General features: G+C 68.7%; 12 protein-coding genes. 7 read left to right on the top strand and 5 right to left on the bottom strand.

All coding sequences use genetic code 11. The features are described from left to right. The first annotated feature begins 19 nt into the window (after window positions 1-19). Together odhB and lpdA are read left to right on the top strand one after the other, a co-directional pair. Window positions 20-1,333, top strand: coding sequence for a 2-oxoglutarate dehydrogenase complex dihydrolipoyllysine-residue succinyltransferase (gene odhB, locus ASF22_RS16935; RefSeq protein WP_056176352.1), 1,314 nt, complete (start codon window positions 20-22; stop codon window positions 1,331-1,333). A 113-nt stretch (window positions 1,334-1,446) separates the two neighbouring features. Next, window positions 1,447-2,847, top strand: a complete 1,401-nt coding sequence (gene lpdA / locus ASF22_RS16930) for a dihydrolipoyl dehydrogenase (RefSeq protein WP_056266528.1) — start codon at window positions 1,447-1,449, stop codon at window positions 2,845-2,847. Between the two features lie 40 nt (window positions 2,848-2,887). Here lpdA and ASF22_RS16925 read toward each other — a convergent pair whose 3' ends face one another. Both ASF22_RS16925 and ASF22_RS25345 read right to left on the bottom strand, forming a co-directional pair. Then, complete coding sequence (locus tag ASF22_RS16925; RefSeq protein ID WP_056266525.1) at window positions 2,888-4,102, bottom strand: MFS transporter; 1,215 nt, start codon at window positions 4,100-4,102, stop codon at window positions 2,888-2,890. A 184-nt stretch (window positions 4,103-4,286) separates the two neighbouring features. Beyond that, window positions 4,287-5,111, bottom strand: a complete 825-nt coding sequence (locus ASF22_RS25345) for an OmpA family protein (RefSeq protein WP_338011720.1) — start codon at window positions 5,109-5,111, stop codon at window positions 4,287-4,289. Here ASF22_RS25345 and ASF22_RS25340 point away from each other — a divergent pair. Then, on the top strand, window positions 5,079-5,627 hold the full coding sequence (locus ASF22_RS25340) for a hypothetical protein (protein WP_348271157.1): 549 nt from the start codon (window positions 5,079-5,081) through the stop codon (window positions 5,625-5,627). The genes ASF22_RS25345 and ASF22_RS25340 overlap by 33 nt on opposite strands. 886 nt (window positions 5,628-6,513) lie before the next feature. Here ASF22_RS25340 and ASF22_RS16915 read toward each other — a convergent pair. Then, entirely contained in the window at window positions 6,514-7,527 is a 1,014-nt protein-coding gene (locus ASF22_RS16915; protein ID WP_056176363.1) for a DUF2865 domain-containing protein, read from the bottom strand. Between the two features lie 168 nt (window positions 7,528-7,695). On the opposite strand from ASF22_RS16915, the gene ASF22_RS16910 reads away from it, so the two are divergent. Then, complete coding sequence (locus ASF22_RS16910) at window positions 7,696-8,196, top strand: CreA family protein (RefSeq protein WP_156368869.1); 501 nt, start codon at window positions 7,696-7,698, stop codon at window positions 8,194-8,196. 70 nt (window positions 8,197-8,266) lie between these two features. On the opposite strand, the gene ASF22_RS16905 is transcribed toward ASF22_RS16910, so the two are convergent. Next, on the bottom strand, window positions 8,267-8,611 hold the full coding sequence (locus ASF22_RS16905; RefSeq protein WP_056267062.1) for a hypothetical protein: 345 nt from the start codon (window positions 8,609-8,611) through the stop codon (window positions 8,267-8,269). Window positions 8,612-8,923: 312 nt separating this feature from the next. Between ASF22_RS16905 and cysS the strand changes: the two genes are divergently transcribed. Beyond that, window positions 8,924-10,303 carry a cysteine--tRNA ligase gene (cysS, locus tag ASF22_RS16900; protein ID WP_056266519.1) on the top strand — a complete coding sequence of 460 codons (1,380 nt, stop codon included), beginning with the start codon at window positions 8,924-8,926 and terminating at the stop codon, window positions 10,301-10,303. A gap of 202 nt (window positions 10,304-10,505) precedes the next feature. Here cysS and ASF22_RS16895 read toward each other — a convergent pair whose 3' ends face one another. Beyond that, the gene (locus ASF22_RS16895; RefSeq protein ID WP_056266517.1) at window positions 10,506-11,108 is read right to left on the bottom strand and encodes a TIGR00730 family Rossman fold protein; all 603 of its coding nucleotides are present in this window, start codon (window positions 11,106-11,108) and stop codon (window positions 10,506-10,508) included. A gap of 217 nt (window positions 11,109-11,325) precedes the next feature. On the opposite strand from ASF22_RS16895, the gene ASF22_RS16890 reads away from it, so the two are divergent. Both ASF22_RS16890 and ASF22_RS16885 read left to right on the top strand, forming a co-directional pair. Continuing rightward, window positions 11,326-12,828, top strand: coding sequence for a LysM peptidoglycan-binding domain-containing protein (locus tag ASF22_RS16890; protein WP_056266514.1), 1,503 nt, complete (start codon window positions 11,326-11,328; stop codon window positions 12,826-12,828). Between the two features lie 199 nt (window positions 12,829-13,027). Next, entirely contained in the window at window positions 13,028-14,932 is a 1,905-nt protein-coding gene (locus ASF22_RS16885) for an ABC transporter ATP-binding protein/permease (RefSeq protein ID WP_056266512.1), read from the top strand. Window positions 14,933-14,966 lie beyond the last annotated feature (34 nt).

The following is a 14,966-nucleotide window of genomic DNA, read 5'->3' as shown; positions in this document are numbered from 1 at the left end:
ACCCGGACGGACAAACACCATGGCAACCGACATCCTCGTCCCGACGCTCGGCGAATCCGTCAGCGAGGCCACCATCGGCCGCTGGTTCAAGAAGCCGGGCGATACGGTTGCCGCCGACGAGCCCCTGGTGGAACTCGAGACCGACAAGGTCACCCTCGAAGTCAACGCACCGGCGGCCGGTGAACTCGGCGAGATCCTGGTCAAGGACGGCGAGACCGTGGAGCCGGGCGCCCTGCTGGGCTCCATCGTCGAGGCCACCGGCGGTGCCAAGGCAGCGGCTCCGAAGAAGACCGAGCAGAAGGCCGAGACCCGCTCCGAGGCGCCCGCCGAGGACAAGGGCGAGCAGAAGCCTGCCGAGGCACCGGCCGAGAGTTCGTCGGCCGGTTACGGCAATCACGGTGACGGTGCCCCGGCCCAGGCTCGTGAATCCGGCGACAACGGCCCGGCGGTCTCCAAGATGGCCCGGGAATCCGGCATCGATCCCGCGACCCTGAACGGCTCGGGCAAGGATGGCCGCGTCACCAAGGGTGATATGCTGGAGGCCAAGGCGAAGGGGCCGTCAGCACCGGCGGCGGCCCCCGCCCGGGAGGCCAAGCCAACCGCCCCGCGCGTCCCGTCGAAGCCCGACGATGCGGCCCGCGAAGAGCGCGTGCGCATGACCAAGCTGCGCCAGACCATCGCCCGCCGTCTCAAGGACGCGCAGGACACGGCCGCGATGCTGACGACGTTCAACGACGTCGACATGTCCGCCGTGATGGCCATGCGCAGCCAGTACAAGGACATCTTCGAGAAGAAGCACGGCACCAAGCTCGGCTTCATGGGCTTCTTCACCAAGGCGGTGATCGGCGCGCTCAAAGACGTACCGGCGGTCAATGCCGAGATCGACGGGCAGGATCTTGTCTACAAGAACTATTACCACATCGGCATCGCGGTCGGCACCGATAAGGGCCTCGTCGTGCCGGTGGTGCGCAACGCCGACGACCTCTCCATCGCGGGCATCGAGAAGACCATTTCCGGCTTCGGCAAGAAGGCCCGCGACGGCAAGCTCTCCATCGAAGAGATGCAGGGCGGCACCTTCACCATCACCAACGGGGGCATCTACGGCTCCCTGATGTCGACCCCGATCCTCAACGCGCCACAATCGGGCATCCTCGGCATGCATCGCATTGAGGAGCGACCGGTGGTCCGGAACGGGAAGATCGAAGCCCGGCCGATGATGTACCTCGCCCTGTCCTACGATCACCGCATCGTCGACGGGAAGGAAGCCGTGACCTTCCTCGTGCGCGTCAAGGAGGCGCTTGAGGATCCGGCACGCCTCGTGCTCGACCTCTAAGGCCCGGCAGCTAACCGTCCGCCGGCCGCGATCCACGCGGCCGGACGCTTCCGCGCGCTTCGTATCCGATGGTGGGGCATGACCCGCCGCCCACTTCAGCGAGTCAGAATCCCATGTCCTACGATCTCGTCGTCATCGGCACCGGTCCCGGCGGCTATGTCTGCGCCATTCGGGCGGCTCAGCTCGGCCTCAAGACTGCCGTGGTGGAGAAGCGGGCAACCCATGGCGGCACCTGCCTCAACGTCGGCTGCATCCCGTCGAAGGCCCTGCTCCATGCTTCGGAGGCCTTCGAGGAGGCGGGCAAGCACTTCGCCGACATGGGCGTGATCGTCAGCCCGCCGCAACTCGACCTCGCCAAGATGATGACGTTCAAGCAGGACGGCGTCGACGGCAACACCAAGGGCGTCGAGTTCCTGCTGAAGAAGAACGGCATCGACGCGTATCGGGGCACCGCGCGCCTGGCGGGTGCGGGCCGCGTCGAGGTGTTGTCCGAGGATGGCGGCAACCAGCTTCTCGAGACGAAGAACGTCGTCATCGCGACGGGTTCGGACGTCACCAAGCTCCCCGGGGTCACCATCGACGAGACCATCGTCGTCTCCTCCACCGGCGCGCTTGCCCTGGAGAAGGTGCCGGGCAAGCTTCTCATCATCGGGGCCGGCGTCATCGGCCTCGAGCTCGGCTCGGTCTGGCGCCGCCTCGGCTCCGAGGTCACGGTGGTCGAGTATCTGGACCGTATCCTGCCGGGCATGGATGGCGAGGTCGGCAAGCAGTTCCAGCGCATCCTCGGCAAGCAGGGCGTACAGTTCAAACTCTCGTCCAAGGTCACGGGCGTCGAAGTGGCGGATGGCGCCGCCACCGTCACGCTGGAGCCCGCCGCCGGCGGCGAGGCCGAAACGCTTCAGGCCGACGTGGTGCTCGTGGCTATCGGCCGCGTACCCTACACCGAAGGCCTCGGCCTGGAGACGGTGGGGGTCGGCCTCGACAACAAGGGCCGCATCCAGACGGACAGCCACTACGCCACCAACGTCACGGGGATCTATGCCATCGGCGACGTGATCAGCGGGCCGATGCTGGCCCACAAGGCGGAGGACGAAGGGGTCGCCGTGGCCGAGCTCCTGGCCGGCCAGTCGGGCCACGTGAATTACGGCGTGATCCCGAACGTGGTCTACACCTATCCCGAGGTCGCTTCGGTCGGAAAGACCGAGGAAGAGTTGAAGAAGGACGGCATCGCCTACAACACCGGGAAATTCCCCTTCACCGCCAACGGCCGCGCCAAGGTGAACCATACCACGGACGGCTTCGTGAAGATCCTGGCCGACGCCACCACCGACCGGGTGCTCGGCGTGCATATCGTCGGTGCGGATGCGGGCAATCTCATCGCAGAAGTCGCTGTGGCGATGGAATTCGGCGCCTCCGCCGAGGATGTCGCTCGCACCTGTCACGCCCATCCGACCCTGACGGAAGCCGTCAAGGAGGCCGCCTTGGCAGTCGCCAAGCGCGCGATCCACATCTGAAAGCGACGCGGCGGTCTCGCTGCCCGCGAGCCCGCCTCGCTCAGGTTTCCGTCGGGACCAACGGCGGAAGGCGCGACAGATGCAGCGCGATGACGAGCGCCAGCCCGTAGAGGGCTGCGAAAAACGCGACCACGCCGACCCAGCCCGAATGCGCGAAGAACCAGCCCCCTGCCGTGCCGAGCACCGACGAGCCGAGGTAGTAGAGGCATAGGTAGATCGAAGAAGCCTGGGCGCGGTCCCGGAGGGCCCGGCGGCCGATCCAGCTGCTGGCGACGGAATGGGCGCCGAAGAAGCTCACGGTGACGACGACGATGCCCAGGATGATGAGCCAGAGGCGGTCCGAAAGGGTCAGGGCGATGCCGGCCAGGCCCAGCAGGATGGCGAGCCAGAGGACCTTGCGTCGGCCGAGTCGGCTTGCGATCTCACCGGTCGCTGCCGAGGAGAAGGTTCCGAACAGGTAGACGACGAAGATCGCCCCGATGGCGGTCTGGCTCAGGTCGAACGGCGGGTCGAGCAGCCGAAAGCCGATGTAATTGTAGACGCTCACGAATCCGCCCATGAGCAGGAACGCCTCGGCGAACAGCCATGGCAGGCCGGGATCGCGGAAATGCTGGCCGAAGGTGCCGGGCACTTCGCGCCACCGCATCCGGTTGGCTCGAAAACGCCGCGAGTCCGGCAGGCTCATGAGAAACGCGATCGCCGCGACCAGAGCCAAAACGCCGATGGTGCCGAGCCCCCAGCGCCACGACGCATGATCGGCGATGATGCCGGCGACCAGCCGGCCGATCATTCCCCCGAGGGCATTGCCTCCGATGAGAAGGCCCATGGATAGGCCGATGGCGCGTCCGTGCATCTCTTCGCTCAAATAAGCCATGGCCACGGCCGGCAGACCGCTCGCGGCCAACCCCGTCAGGGCACGGAGAGCGAGGAAGCCGTGCCAACTCGGCACCAGGACCGCGACGATGGTGAGGATCGCCGACGCAAACAGGGACGCGACCATGACGGGCTTGCGTCCCCACACCTCGGAGAGGGGACTCACCACGAGCAGCGCGAGGGCGAGGGTGGCGCAGGGAAGCGACAGGGCCAGGCTGCTCTCGGCCGGCGAGACGTGAAATTGATCGGCAAAGACCGGCAGCAGCGGTTGCACGCCGTAGAGCACCGCGAAGGTGGAGAACCCCGCTGCCGCGAGCGCCAGGGTGGTGCGCCGGAAAGCCGGCGTACCGGCCTCGATCAAGCGAGGCGTTGCCTCGTCCATGTCGGCTCCTATGGGAGGCGATGGTCTGCGGTGCTGCGGCGCGACGAACGGAGCCGACGCTATCCGAAGACGACCGCGCCGGACGATGCCCGGCATGTGGGGGAGGAACAGTACACGCGTACTTCCGTGAAGGCGAAGCTCGGGGAGACGGGCCGTGCCAGGGATGACACGGCCCGTCGGATCGTCACCGCGGCGGCGTGCCGCCGCCGGCCTGCTGCTGGATCAGCGGGGTGATCCGCCGCACGGTGACCCGGCGGTTCTCGCGCGACGGCCCCTGTGTGTTCACCTTGAGCGCCTGTTCGCCGTAGCCCTGGGTCGTGAGGTTTTCGGGCGGAACCTGGAAGTTCTGAGTTAGAACCGTCGCCACCGACTGCGCCCGCCGATCCGACAAGGACAGGTTGTCGACATCGGAGCCCACCGCGTCGGTGTAGCCCTCCACGAGGAAAACTTCCTGCGGATTGGCCCGGATGGCCTGGTTCATCGCCGCCGCGATGGTCGCGAGGCGCGACGCCTGATCCGGCGTCACGGTGAACGAGCCGGTCTCGAAGGTGATGGTGTCGATGTCCACGCTGCGCATACGGGCCCGCAACTGCGGACTGTAGCGTACCTGATCGAGGGTATAGCGCCGGTCCAGGGGCACGACCGGCGGGGCCGAGAGGGCTTCATAGACACTGCGCTCGTCGGCTCCCTCGTAATCCACGACGTAGCGCTCGCGCGGAATGCGGATATCGGGCGGAGGCAGATCGACGACATCCTCGTAGATCGGGCGTCGCGGACCGCTGAAGCTGTTGTCGATGATCACGACCTCTCGACCATCACGGAACCGGCGTGAGCGCCGCACGAGACGGCCGTCGTCGTCGACGATGGTGACGATCTGTGCGCCGTCCGGTCGATCGAGATAGGTGACAGTGTCGCCGCCGCGGCGCTCGCTGCGGTAGCCGCCGCGGCCCAGATCGCGGAACCGCTCGTTCTCATCGTGGCGGATGAAGGTGCGGTCGCGATCGCGCACGATGATGCGACCGGGCTCGCGGATGTAGGTCCGGCCATCCTCCTGAAATTCACGCCGGTCGCGGCGGACACGGTCGAAGTCGCGAGTCTCATCGTCGTCGCGGAAGCCACCCGGAATGTAGCCGGGGCGACCCGGCGCGTTGAAGCCCTGGCGCGGACCGCCGCGCTCGAACGCATCGCGTCGCTCGCGATCCTGGCGATCATCATCGACACCGCTCCGGCGGTCGCCTCCGCGCAAACCGTCGTCGCGCAGCCCCGGCTGGTCGCCACGGTCACGGGGATTGCTCTGGTCCCGGGCCGCATCCGGATCGCGCGGGCCACGGGGGGCAATCCGATCCGGCGCCGTATCCTGCCCGCGTTCGTTCGAACGCCCGGTACCGGTCGGCTCGTCTCGACCCTCGGCACCCGGCGCACCGGGAGGCGTGAAGGGACGTCCGGGAACGCCCGGCCTGGCATTGGGCGCGACTTGAGGCGCCGTCTGGGGAGCGCCCTGTGGTGCGACCTGCGGAGAAGGTGAAACCGGCTGAGGCGCCCCCGGTGCAGCCGCGGGTGGTGTGGCCGGCTGCCCAGGCCGTGCGGGCTGCGTCGGAGCGGTCGGCTGGGCCGGATTCAGCGACGGCTGCCGCTCGGCCGGACCGGTGTCCTGTCCACGTCGTCCGGGCGCGTCTGGACGGACTGGCTCGGCACCGGGTGTCCGGCGTTCTGGCTCCGCGCCCCGGACCGGGGCCTGCTCCGACGGCCGTGTCGGGTCAGGTGTACGATCGCGTTGTGCCGGCGAAGTGGGTCGCTCGGTCGGTCCGCGTTGATCCGGACGACGGTCCTGTCGCTCAGGGCTTTCCTGTCGATCGGGGCGCCCCTGCCGGTCGGGCCGCTCCTGACGTTCCGGACGGGCCGGCCGCTCCTGCGGGTCGGGCCGCTCTTGTCTTTCGGGTCTCTCCTGCCGGTCAGGCCTGTCCTGGCGGTCGGGCCGCTCCTGTCGAGGTGCCGGGCGCTCGGCCGGGGTCCGGTCCTCACGCGGGGCAGAGCGCTCAGGCCTCTCCTGACGCGGCTCGGGCCGCTCCTGGCGCGGCGCCGGTCTCTCCTGACGGTCTGGCCGCTCCGGCCTGTCTTGGCGCTCTCCACGGGGTTCGGACCGTTCCCGGCTCGGGGATGGGCCGCCACGCTGTCCCTCACTGTCGGGTCCGCCTTGCGCGACCTGCATCTTTCCCATCCCCGCCGGATCCGCCCAGGAAGGGCCGGACAGCGCCAGAGTCGGCAGGATCGTACCGGTGAGAAGGAGCAGGCGGATGATCCGCATCGAAGGCACTCACGGCTGTGGATGAGGCCTTCGGAACAGAGTGGGGCCAGGATGGTTCCCGTTCGGAACGATACCGCGAACCCGCCAGGGCCACCGGCAGCCTGCGTCAGGGCGTCGTCGCGCGGCCCTGCCCCTGCCCCGGGAACAGGTTCGGTGCGATGATCCGGACGGCTTGGCGCTCCTCGCCGGCGACTGGGGCCGCGGGTTCCGTGGGAGCACCGGTCTCGTTGGTCACGAGGCCCGTGCGGGTGGCTGCGTCGGCCGCCAAGCCCGCCGCCGTCTTGTCGGCCCGTCCGACCAGGGTCAGACGAACCTTTGGCCGCGACAGGGCCTCGGCCTGCATGGGTGTGACGAAGATGTCGCCCTTGTGCCGCACCAGCATGCTCTCGGCCTTCACGAGCGATTGCGCCCAGCTCTGGCCCTCGCGCTTGCACGAGCAGTTCGGGGTGAAGGTCGTGCGGAACTTGAAGGCGTTGGCGAGCGAGACGTAGGCCTTCGCGCCCCGCAGCGTCGCGGCGTGTTTCAGGGCGTCGTCGCCGTGCGGCATCGAGTAGGCCACGGCCTCGGCGCCGGGGCATAGGGCCTGGCACAGGTCGTCGGCGCCTTCGCGCCCGTCGGGCAGGTTGGCCATGGGGAAATAGGCGCCGTCGCAGGTGCGGACGCAGACAACCTGGGCTCCGCCCCGGGCGCGTTGCTCGCGCGGCGTTCCATCCAATGCGTTGAGCGCCACGCGGCTCGCCGTATCCGTGCAGGCGGAAGCCACGGCCGCCGTGAGCTGCCGGCGGCGCGCGGCCGTGACTTCCCCGTTCTCGGCGCCGTAACCCGCATTGAGCGCGCGGATGCGCTGCTCCACGGCTCCGCATTGCGGCGGTCGCGAATCGAAGAACAGGAACCGGCCGCCCTCGCAATTCAAGGTGCGATAATAGGCATTCAGCCGCCCGATCTCGTTCTGGAGCGCGCGCGCCGTGTTCGCTCCGTCGCTCAGGTTGGCGAGCTCCGAACGGTAGCGCAGGCAGGCGTCGGAGGCTTGCACCTGTGCCGTCCCCACCGTCCCGAGGGCGACGAGGGTCATGGCGAGCGCCCGGACGAGCGTGCGGATCTGCGGAAGGATCAGCGGCATGGCCTGACAGGATCGGGAGTGGAACCTTGCCGCCGACGGGAATCGGAGCGGCGGCGAAGCGGAAGTTTTGTACTCGCCCTCGCGCGGGGGCGACAGCCTTCCCACATGCGCCCCAGCCGAGTTGGGGGGGAATGCAGGATGATGTGGCTTCGGGGTCTCACAGGGGGAATGGCCGCTGCTGCCGTCGTGGCAGGAGCGCTCGCCGGCGCGGTGTCCGCCAAGGCGGAGGATGCCGATCGGATCTTCGACAAATCGACGGTCTGGCGGCCCCTTACACCGAACGACAAGCTCGTGGTCTACGGCATCGACGATCCGGCCGTGGCCGGTGTGGCGTGCTGGTACACCCAGCCCGAGAAAGGCGGCATCAAGGGCACCCTGGGGCTGGCCGAGGACGTCTCGGACATCTCGCTCGCCTGCCGTCAGGTCGGTCCCGTGCAGTTCAAGGACAAGCTCGGTCAGGGCGAGGTGGTGTTCAGCGAACGCCGCTCGCTGATCTTCAAGTCGATGCAGATCGTGCGCGGATGCGACGCCAAGCGCAACACGCTGATCTACATGGTCTATTCGGATAAGGTGATCCAGGGCTCGCCCAAGAACTCAACCTCGGCCGTGCCGCTCATGCCGTGGGGCACGGAGCCGCCGCCGCGATGCGCCGATGCCATGAAGAAATAAGCTTCCAAACACGCTCGGTCCGGCCACGGATCCTGAAATCCGATGGCCGGCGCTGATCCGGTCCGGTCGCTCAATCCTGGCAGGTGATGCGGATCGGACGCTCGGCCTGCTTGATCACGGGAGGGGTGGGAATCGCCCCGGTGTACTCGTCCTGCGCCGCGACGCCGAAGGAACCGGCGGAGGCGAATCCCTGTGCTTCGCACCAGGCATTCGCGACCACCTGTCCGCAGCTGCTCTCGCCATTGCTCAGGCAATCGCCGACGCCGTAGCCCTCGCCGGCCGGGATCAGGAACGTCTTCTCCACCTGCGACACCGCTTTGGTGGGAGTCTCGCCGTCTCCGCCCGCGAGCGCGGTGGAGGAAATCATCAAGGCGAGGGCGAGGAGGGTGCCGATTTCGGCGGCCGGGCGGCGCATGGGCAGAACCTCGATGGAGGGATTCGGGTTGGGGGAAATCTCAAGGGTCCAGGTAAACAAACCCTTTCCGCCCTGGATCGCTTTCGATAGGCGGCGGAGCGGCGCTGTTCTCGAATTGCTCATGGGTTCGGGGTAGCCCAGGACGGCCGACGGCACCGTCGCCTTCGTGCAACAGGCGCCGGCTGCAGCGCGGCACCCCCGCCGTTGGACGTGTCGGTCGCCACGGGGTACCGACGCCGGGAAGCGGCGAAGAACCAAGGCGCTAGGGGCGGTCGAGCTGTGCGATCCGCTCGAGGGACGAGGGACGGTTTCATGGCCCCGATGTTGCGGCTCTACAACACGCTGACGCGGCAGAAAGCTGTGTTCGCGCCGATCGATCCGAGCCATGTCCGGATGTATGCCTGCGGTCCGACGGTCTACGACGCGGCCCATATCGGCAACGCCCGCCCGATCATCGTCTTCGACCTGTTGTTCCGGCTCCTGCGCCACCTCTACGGCGCGGCGCACGTCACCTACGCGCGCAACGTCACCGACGTGGACGACAAGATCAACGCCCGCGCGGCCGAGCGCGGCATCACCATCCGTGACCTCACGGATGGGACGCTCGCGGCCTTTCACGACGACATCCGTGCCCTCGGCGTGCTGATGCCCGAGGACGTGAACGTGGCGGGCGAGCGTCCGCGTTTCGTCGAGCCGCGCGCCACCGATCACATCGCCGAGATGATCGCCATCATCGAAGGGCTGGTGGCGGCCGGTCACGCCTACGTTGCGGATGGCCACGTGCTGTTCGACGTGCCCTCGATGCCCGATTACGGCGGCCTGTCGAAGCGGCCCCTCGACGAGATGGAGGCCGGCGCCCGCGTCGAGGTCGCCCCCTACAAGCGCTCGCCCCTCGACTTCGTCCTGTGGAAGCCTTCGAAACCCGGCGAGCCGTCCTGGCCCTCGCCGTGCGGCCTGCCCGCGCCCGGCCGTCCCGGCTGGCACATCGAGTGCTCCGCCATGTCGTGGAAGCACCTGGGAAAAACCTTCGACATCCATGCCGGCGGCATCGACCTCATCTTCCCGCATCACGAGAACGAGGTCGCCCAATCGCGCTGCTGCTTCTCCACCGACGTGATGGCCAACGTCTGGCTCCACAACGGTTTCCTGCAGGTGGAGGGGGAGAAGATGTCGAAGTCCCTCGGCAACTTCATCACCATCCGCGACGTGCTGAAGGACTGGCCCGGCGAGGTGGCCCGGCTCGCCATGCTCAAGACGCACTATCGCCAGCCCATCGATTGGACGGTGCGGGGGTTGGAGGAAGCGGCCCGGACCCTGGAGCGCTGGTACGGGATCGTCGGCGATAGTGCCGCCTCTCCGGTGATTCCGGACGGGCTGCTCGAACCCCTGACCGACGATCTCAACACCGCTTCGGCACTCGCGGAACTCCACCGCCTCGACGATCCCGCCGGCCTCAAGGCGGGCGCCAACCTGATGGGTCTGCTCACGCAGACCAAGTCGGCCCGCGACCAGGGCAGCATCCGGGCCGCCGGGCTGGACGTACTCGAGGTCGAGGCCCTGATCGAAGTGCGCCGCGCGGCCCGCGCCGCCAAGGACTGGGCCGCCTCCGATCGTGTCCGCGACGCGCTTCTGGCCATGGGCGTCACCGTGAAGGACGGCAAGGACGGCACCGTCTGGAGCGTGACCCCATGATCGCCCCCGCCGATCGCCAGCCGATCGTGGTCGCCGATGCCGGGCCGCTGATCCGGCTCGCGGCGGCCGGCATCCTCGATACGCTCCGAGGACTCACTCGGCGGATCGTCCTGGTGGACCGGGTCGAGAAGGAGGTCGCGGGCGACCTGTCGAAGACCTTTGCATTCCCAGCCGATGTCGACCGACGCGGATTGAGGGCGATTCAGAGCCGTTCGGTGACGAACGCCTCGGCCTGTGGGGCGGGCGGCGAAGCGGCCGCCGCGTCGCGCAGGATCCCGATCACGTCGCCGGCTTCGCTGGCGACGAGATAGCTGAGGTCGAGCCCCTCCCGGATGAATCCCTGGGCTCGCATGTGGTCGAGGAGCGTCAGGAGCGGCGTCCAGAAGTCCGCCACGGAGAGCAGCAGGATCGGCTTGTTGTGCTGGCCGAGCTGCGCCCAGGTGAGCTGCTCCACCAACTCCTCCAGGGTGCCGATGCCGCCCGGCAGGGCCACGAACGCGTCGGAACGCTCGAACATCAGACGCTTGCGGGTGTGCATGTCCTCGACGACGATGGTCTCCTGGATCTCGTCGAGCATGCGCTCCCGGGATTTCAGGAAGCTCGGGATGATGCCGGTGACATGGCCCCCGTTCTCGAGTACGGCGCGCGCCACCGTACCCATGAGGCCGACATTGCCGCCGCCGTAGACGAGGCCGAGGCCGGCCTGCGCCAGGGCCTTGCCGAGGGCCTCGGCCGCCGCGGTAAAGGCCGGGTCGCCGCCGAACCCGGAGCCGCAATAGACGCAGACCGTCCTCACCGGTGCCATGTGCCGCTTCCCCTCCGGGTCCGGCCGCGCGGGCGCATGCCGTCCACGGGCCAAAGTGCTGATTTTACGGGAGATCCGGCCTTGAAAAGGCCGTCGGGATTTGGTGTTCCGGTCATGTTCGTTAATATGTCGCCGTCAAGTGCCGATTTGTCGCCGGGGCAGGTCAGGGTCGATCGCGGTTTCGCCGCCCGGACGATGGAAGAGGGAGTGGTGCGTCATGAAGGCGGAGTTGCGACGGAGCATCTTCCTCGCCTGCGTGGGGCTTCTGGGCGGCTTCACCCTCGTCGTCACCCTCTATGGCGCGAGCGAGTTGTTCAAGCACGGATTCGGCACGCCCGAGGGCCGGGCCGTACCCCTCGTCACCGATCCGCTCGCGGGCTCCGGGGACGGAGCGCTGCCGGTGCCGGGAAAGCCCCGGTCGGACCGGCTGCCGGAGCCGGACCGGCTGCCGGAGCGGACGCCCGCCCAGGCATCGCGGGACACTCCGGCGGCGACCACCGGCACCGAGGCGTCGGCGCCGACCTTCGACATCATCCGCGTCGAGCCGTCGGGCGAGGCCGTCATCGCCGGGCGGGCTGCGCCCAACACCACCGTCGAGCTGCTGCGCGACAATCAGCCCATTGCCCGTGCGCTCGTCGACCCGTCCGGCCAGTTCGCCATCGTGCCGCCTGCCCTGTCCCCCGGCAGCAGTGAGATCACCCTGCGGTCCACGGGGGCCGATGGCCGATCCGTGGTTTCGCGCGACTCCGTCGCCGTGGTCGTCGCACCGAAGCGCGACACCAAGCCCTTGATCGCGTTGACGTCTCCCGACAGGCCGACGGTGGTTCTGTCCCACCCCGAGCCTGTAGCGCCGCCCCCGGCCGCCGTCGCCGCAGGAGCGCGTGACGGGGCCAGGACGGGGCCCAAGACCGGGGCCGACACCGCGAGGGCGGAGGCGAAACCCGAGGCCGGCAAGGTGCCCGAGGGCAAGGCGCCGGAGAGCAGGCCCCCGGAGACGGAGCGGGCCGCCGGCGCGAGCCCGGTCAAGATCGTCAGCGTCGAGGCGGAGGAGGGCGGCCGGCTCTACGTCACGAGCCAGGCCCAGCCCGGCGCGACTCTGCGGCTCTACCTCAACGACACCCTGGTGGCGCCGGGCAGCGCCGGGACGGACGGGCGCGTCGCCTTCACCATCGGGCGGGGCGTCCAGCCGGGTGCCTACACCATCCGGGTCGATCAGGTGGACCCCGTCTCGGGCAAGGTGAAGGCCCGCTCCGAGGTGGCGTTCTCCGTGCCGCCCGTGAAGCCGGCCGTGCCCAGACCCACCGCGAAGACCCCCGCGGCCACGCCCGAAGCAGCCGCACCGCCGGCGCGAATCGCCGTTCTGGAACAACCGCTTAGCCCGGCCTCGGCCCGACCGTCGGGCGAGGCCGCGCCCCCCCTTGCGGCGACCCCGACCCCGGCGGCGCCGGACCTCAAGCCCGGCACCATTCCGGAGCCGGTGCCAGCGCTGGAGCCGCCCCGGACGGTGTTCGTGCCGGAGGTCGGCACGGCGCGGATCGTGCGGGGCGACAGCCTGTGGCAGATCAGCCGGCGCATCTACGGGCGCGGCACCCGCTACACGGTGATCTACGACGCCAACCAGCCGCAGATCCGCAACCCGGACCGGATCTATCCGGGCCAGATCTTCGTGCTGCCGAGCGACGGAACGGCGGCGGTGGCGGGCACCGTTCCACGCGGCTGAGTCCGTTCCACGCCCTGCCGCGTGGAACGGTCCATCCCCCGAAAACCCGCTTTCTGGAACGGCGCATCCACGAGGGTGTCACGGCGCACGGTCCCCACGCACCGGCGCGGGGCGGCCTTGCGCCGGGGCACGGCTGTCATCGGGCGCGGACCGGCTTATATCCGTTCCAAATTCAGCCTTCACCGAGAATCGAAACGGCATGACACCCGACCCCGCGCAAGCGTCGGCCGGCGCGCCGCCCGCGCGCCCCGGCCTCGTCGCCACCTATCGCCGGCTGTGGCCCTACCTGTGGCCGTACGGCCGGCCCGACCTGCAGCGGCGGGTGTTCCTCGCGTTCGGCCTGCTGATCGTGGCGAAGTTCGTCACCATGGTGACGCCGTTCACCTTCAAGTGGGCGACCGACGCCCTGGTGGCCCTGACCGACCCGAAACCCGGGGCCGCGATTCCGACGGGCGTGTTCGCCGCCCCGATGGTGCTCATCGGACTCTACGGCCTGTCGCGGGTGGCGATGGCGGGGCTGACGCAGGTGCGCGACGGGCTGTTCGCCAAGGTGGCGATGCACGCCGTGCGGCGTCTCGCCTTGCAGACCTTCGAGCACATGCACCGCCTGTCCCTACGGTTCCACCTGGAGCGCAAGACCGGCGGCCTGACCCGGGTGCTGGAGCGCGGCCGCGGCGGGATCGAGGAACTGTCGCGCCTGATGGTGCTGACCCTGGTGCCGACCATCGTCGAGTTCGTCCTCGTCATCGGCGTCCTCGCCTACGAGTTCGACTGGGTCTACTCGGCCGTGGTGTTCGTCATGGTGGCGGCCTATCTCGGCTTCACCTGGAAGGCGACGCAGTGGCGCATCGAGATCCGCCGCCGGATGAACAACTCCGACACCGACGCCAACACCAAGGCGGTGGATTCGCTCCTCAACTTCGAGACGGTGAAGTACTTCGGCGCGGAGCGCCGCGAGGCGGAGCGCTACGACGCCTCCATGGCCAAGTACGAAAAGGCCTCGACGCAGACCTACGTGTCGCTGGCCGTCCTCAACGCCGGCCAGGCGGTGATCTTCACCATCGGCATGACCGTGGTGATGTGGTTGGCGGCGCGGGACATCATGGCCGGGCGCACCACACTGGGCGGGTTCGTCCTCGTCAACACCATGCTGATCCAGCTGTCGATGCCCTTGAACTTCATGGGCATGATCTACCGCGAGATCAAACAGGCGCTGATCGACATCGACGACATGTTCCTCATCCTGCACCGCAACCCTGAGATCGCCGACCGGCCCGACGCGACGCCGCTGCGGGCCCAAGGCGGCACGGTGGAGTTCCGGGACGTGCGCTTCGCCTACGATCCCGCCCGGCCGATCCTGCGGGGCGTCTCCTTCACGGTGCCGGCGGGCAAGACGGTGGCCATCGTGGGTCCCTCGGGGGCCGGCAAGTCGACCCTGTCGCGGCTGCTGTTCCGGTTCTACGAGCCGCAGGGCGGGCGCATCCTGGTCGACGGCCAGGACATCGCCGGGGTCACGCAGGGGTCGCTCCGCGCCGCCCTCGGCATGGTCCCGCAGGACACGGTGCTGTTCAACGACACCATCGGGTACAACATCCGCTACGGCTGCTGGGACGCCACGGACGCCCAGGTGCGCGAGGCCGCGTCGCTCGCCCAGATCGACCGCTTCGTCTCCGCCCTGCCGGAGGGCTACGACACCCCCGTGGGCGAGCGCGGCCTCAAACTCTCGGGCGGCGAGAAGCAGCGCGTCGCTATCGCGCGCACCATCCTGAAGGGCCCACCGATCCTCGTCCTCGACGAGGCGACCTCGGCCCTCGACAGCTTCACCGAACGCGAGATCCAGGACGCCCTCGACACCATCTCGCAGAACCGCACCACCCTCGTCATCGCCCACCGCCTCTCGACGGTGGTCAACGCCGACGAGATTTTGGTGTTGGACAAGGGGGTGATCGTCGAGCGGGGGACGCACCAGGGATTGCTGGATGCCGGTGGGGTCTATGCGAGCCTGTGGAGCCGGCAGCGGGAGGCCGATGCGGCTTTGGCGGTTTTGCAGGGGGTGGAAACGGAGCGTGTCGGGGTTGGGCGGGAGGCCGTGCCGGCGGAGTAAGGAGCGAATCTTGTCCCTCAAGTTATCTTTGACC

The sequence above is a fragment of the Methylobacterium sp. Leaf87 genome, assembly GCF_001422775.1.
GTDB lineage: Bacteria > Pseudomonadota > Alphaproteobacteria > Rhizobiales > Beijerinckiaceae > Methylobacterium.
Note: the sequence above shows the minus strand (reverse complement) of the source record. Positions and strands in the feature narration are given on the sequence as shown.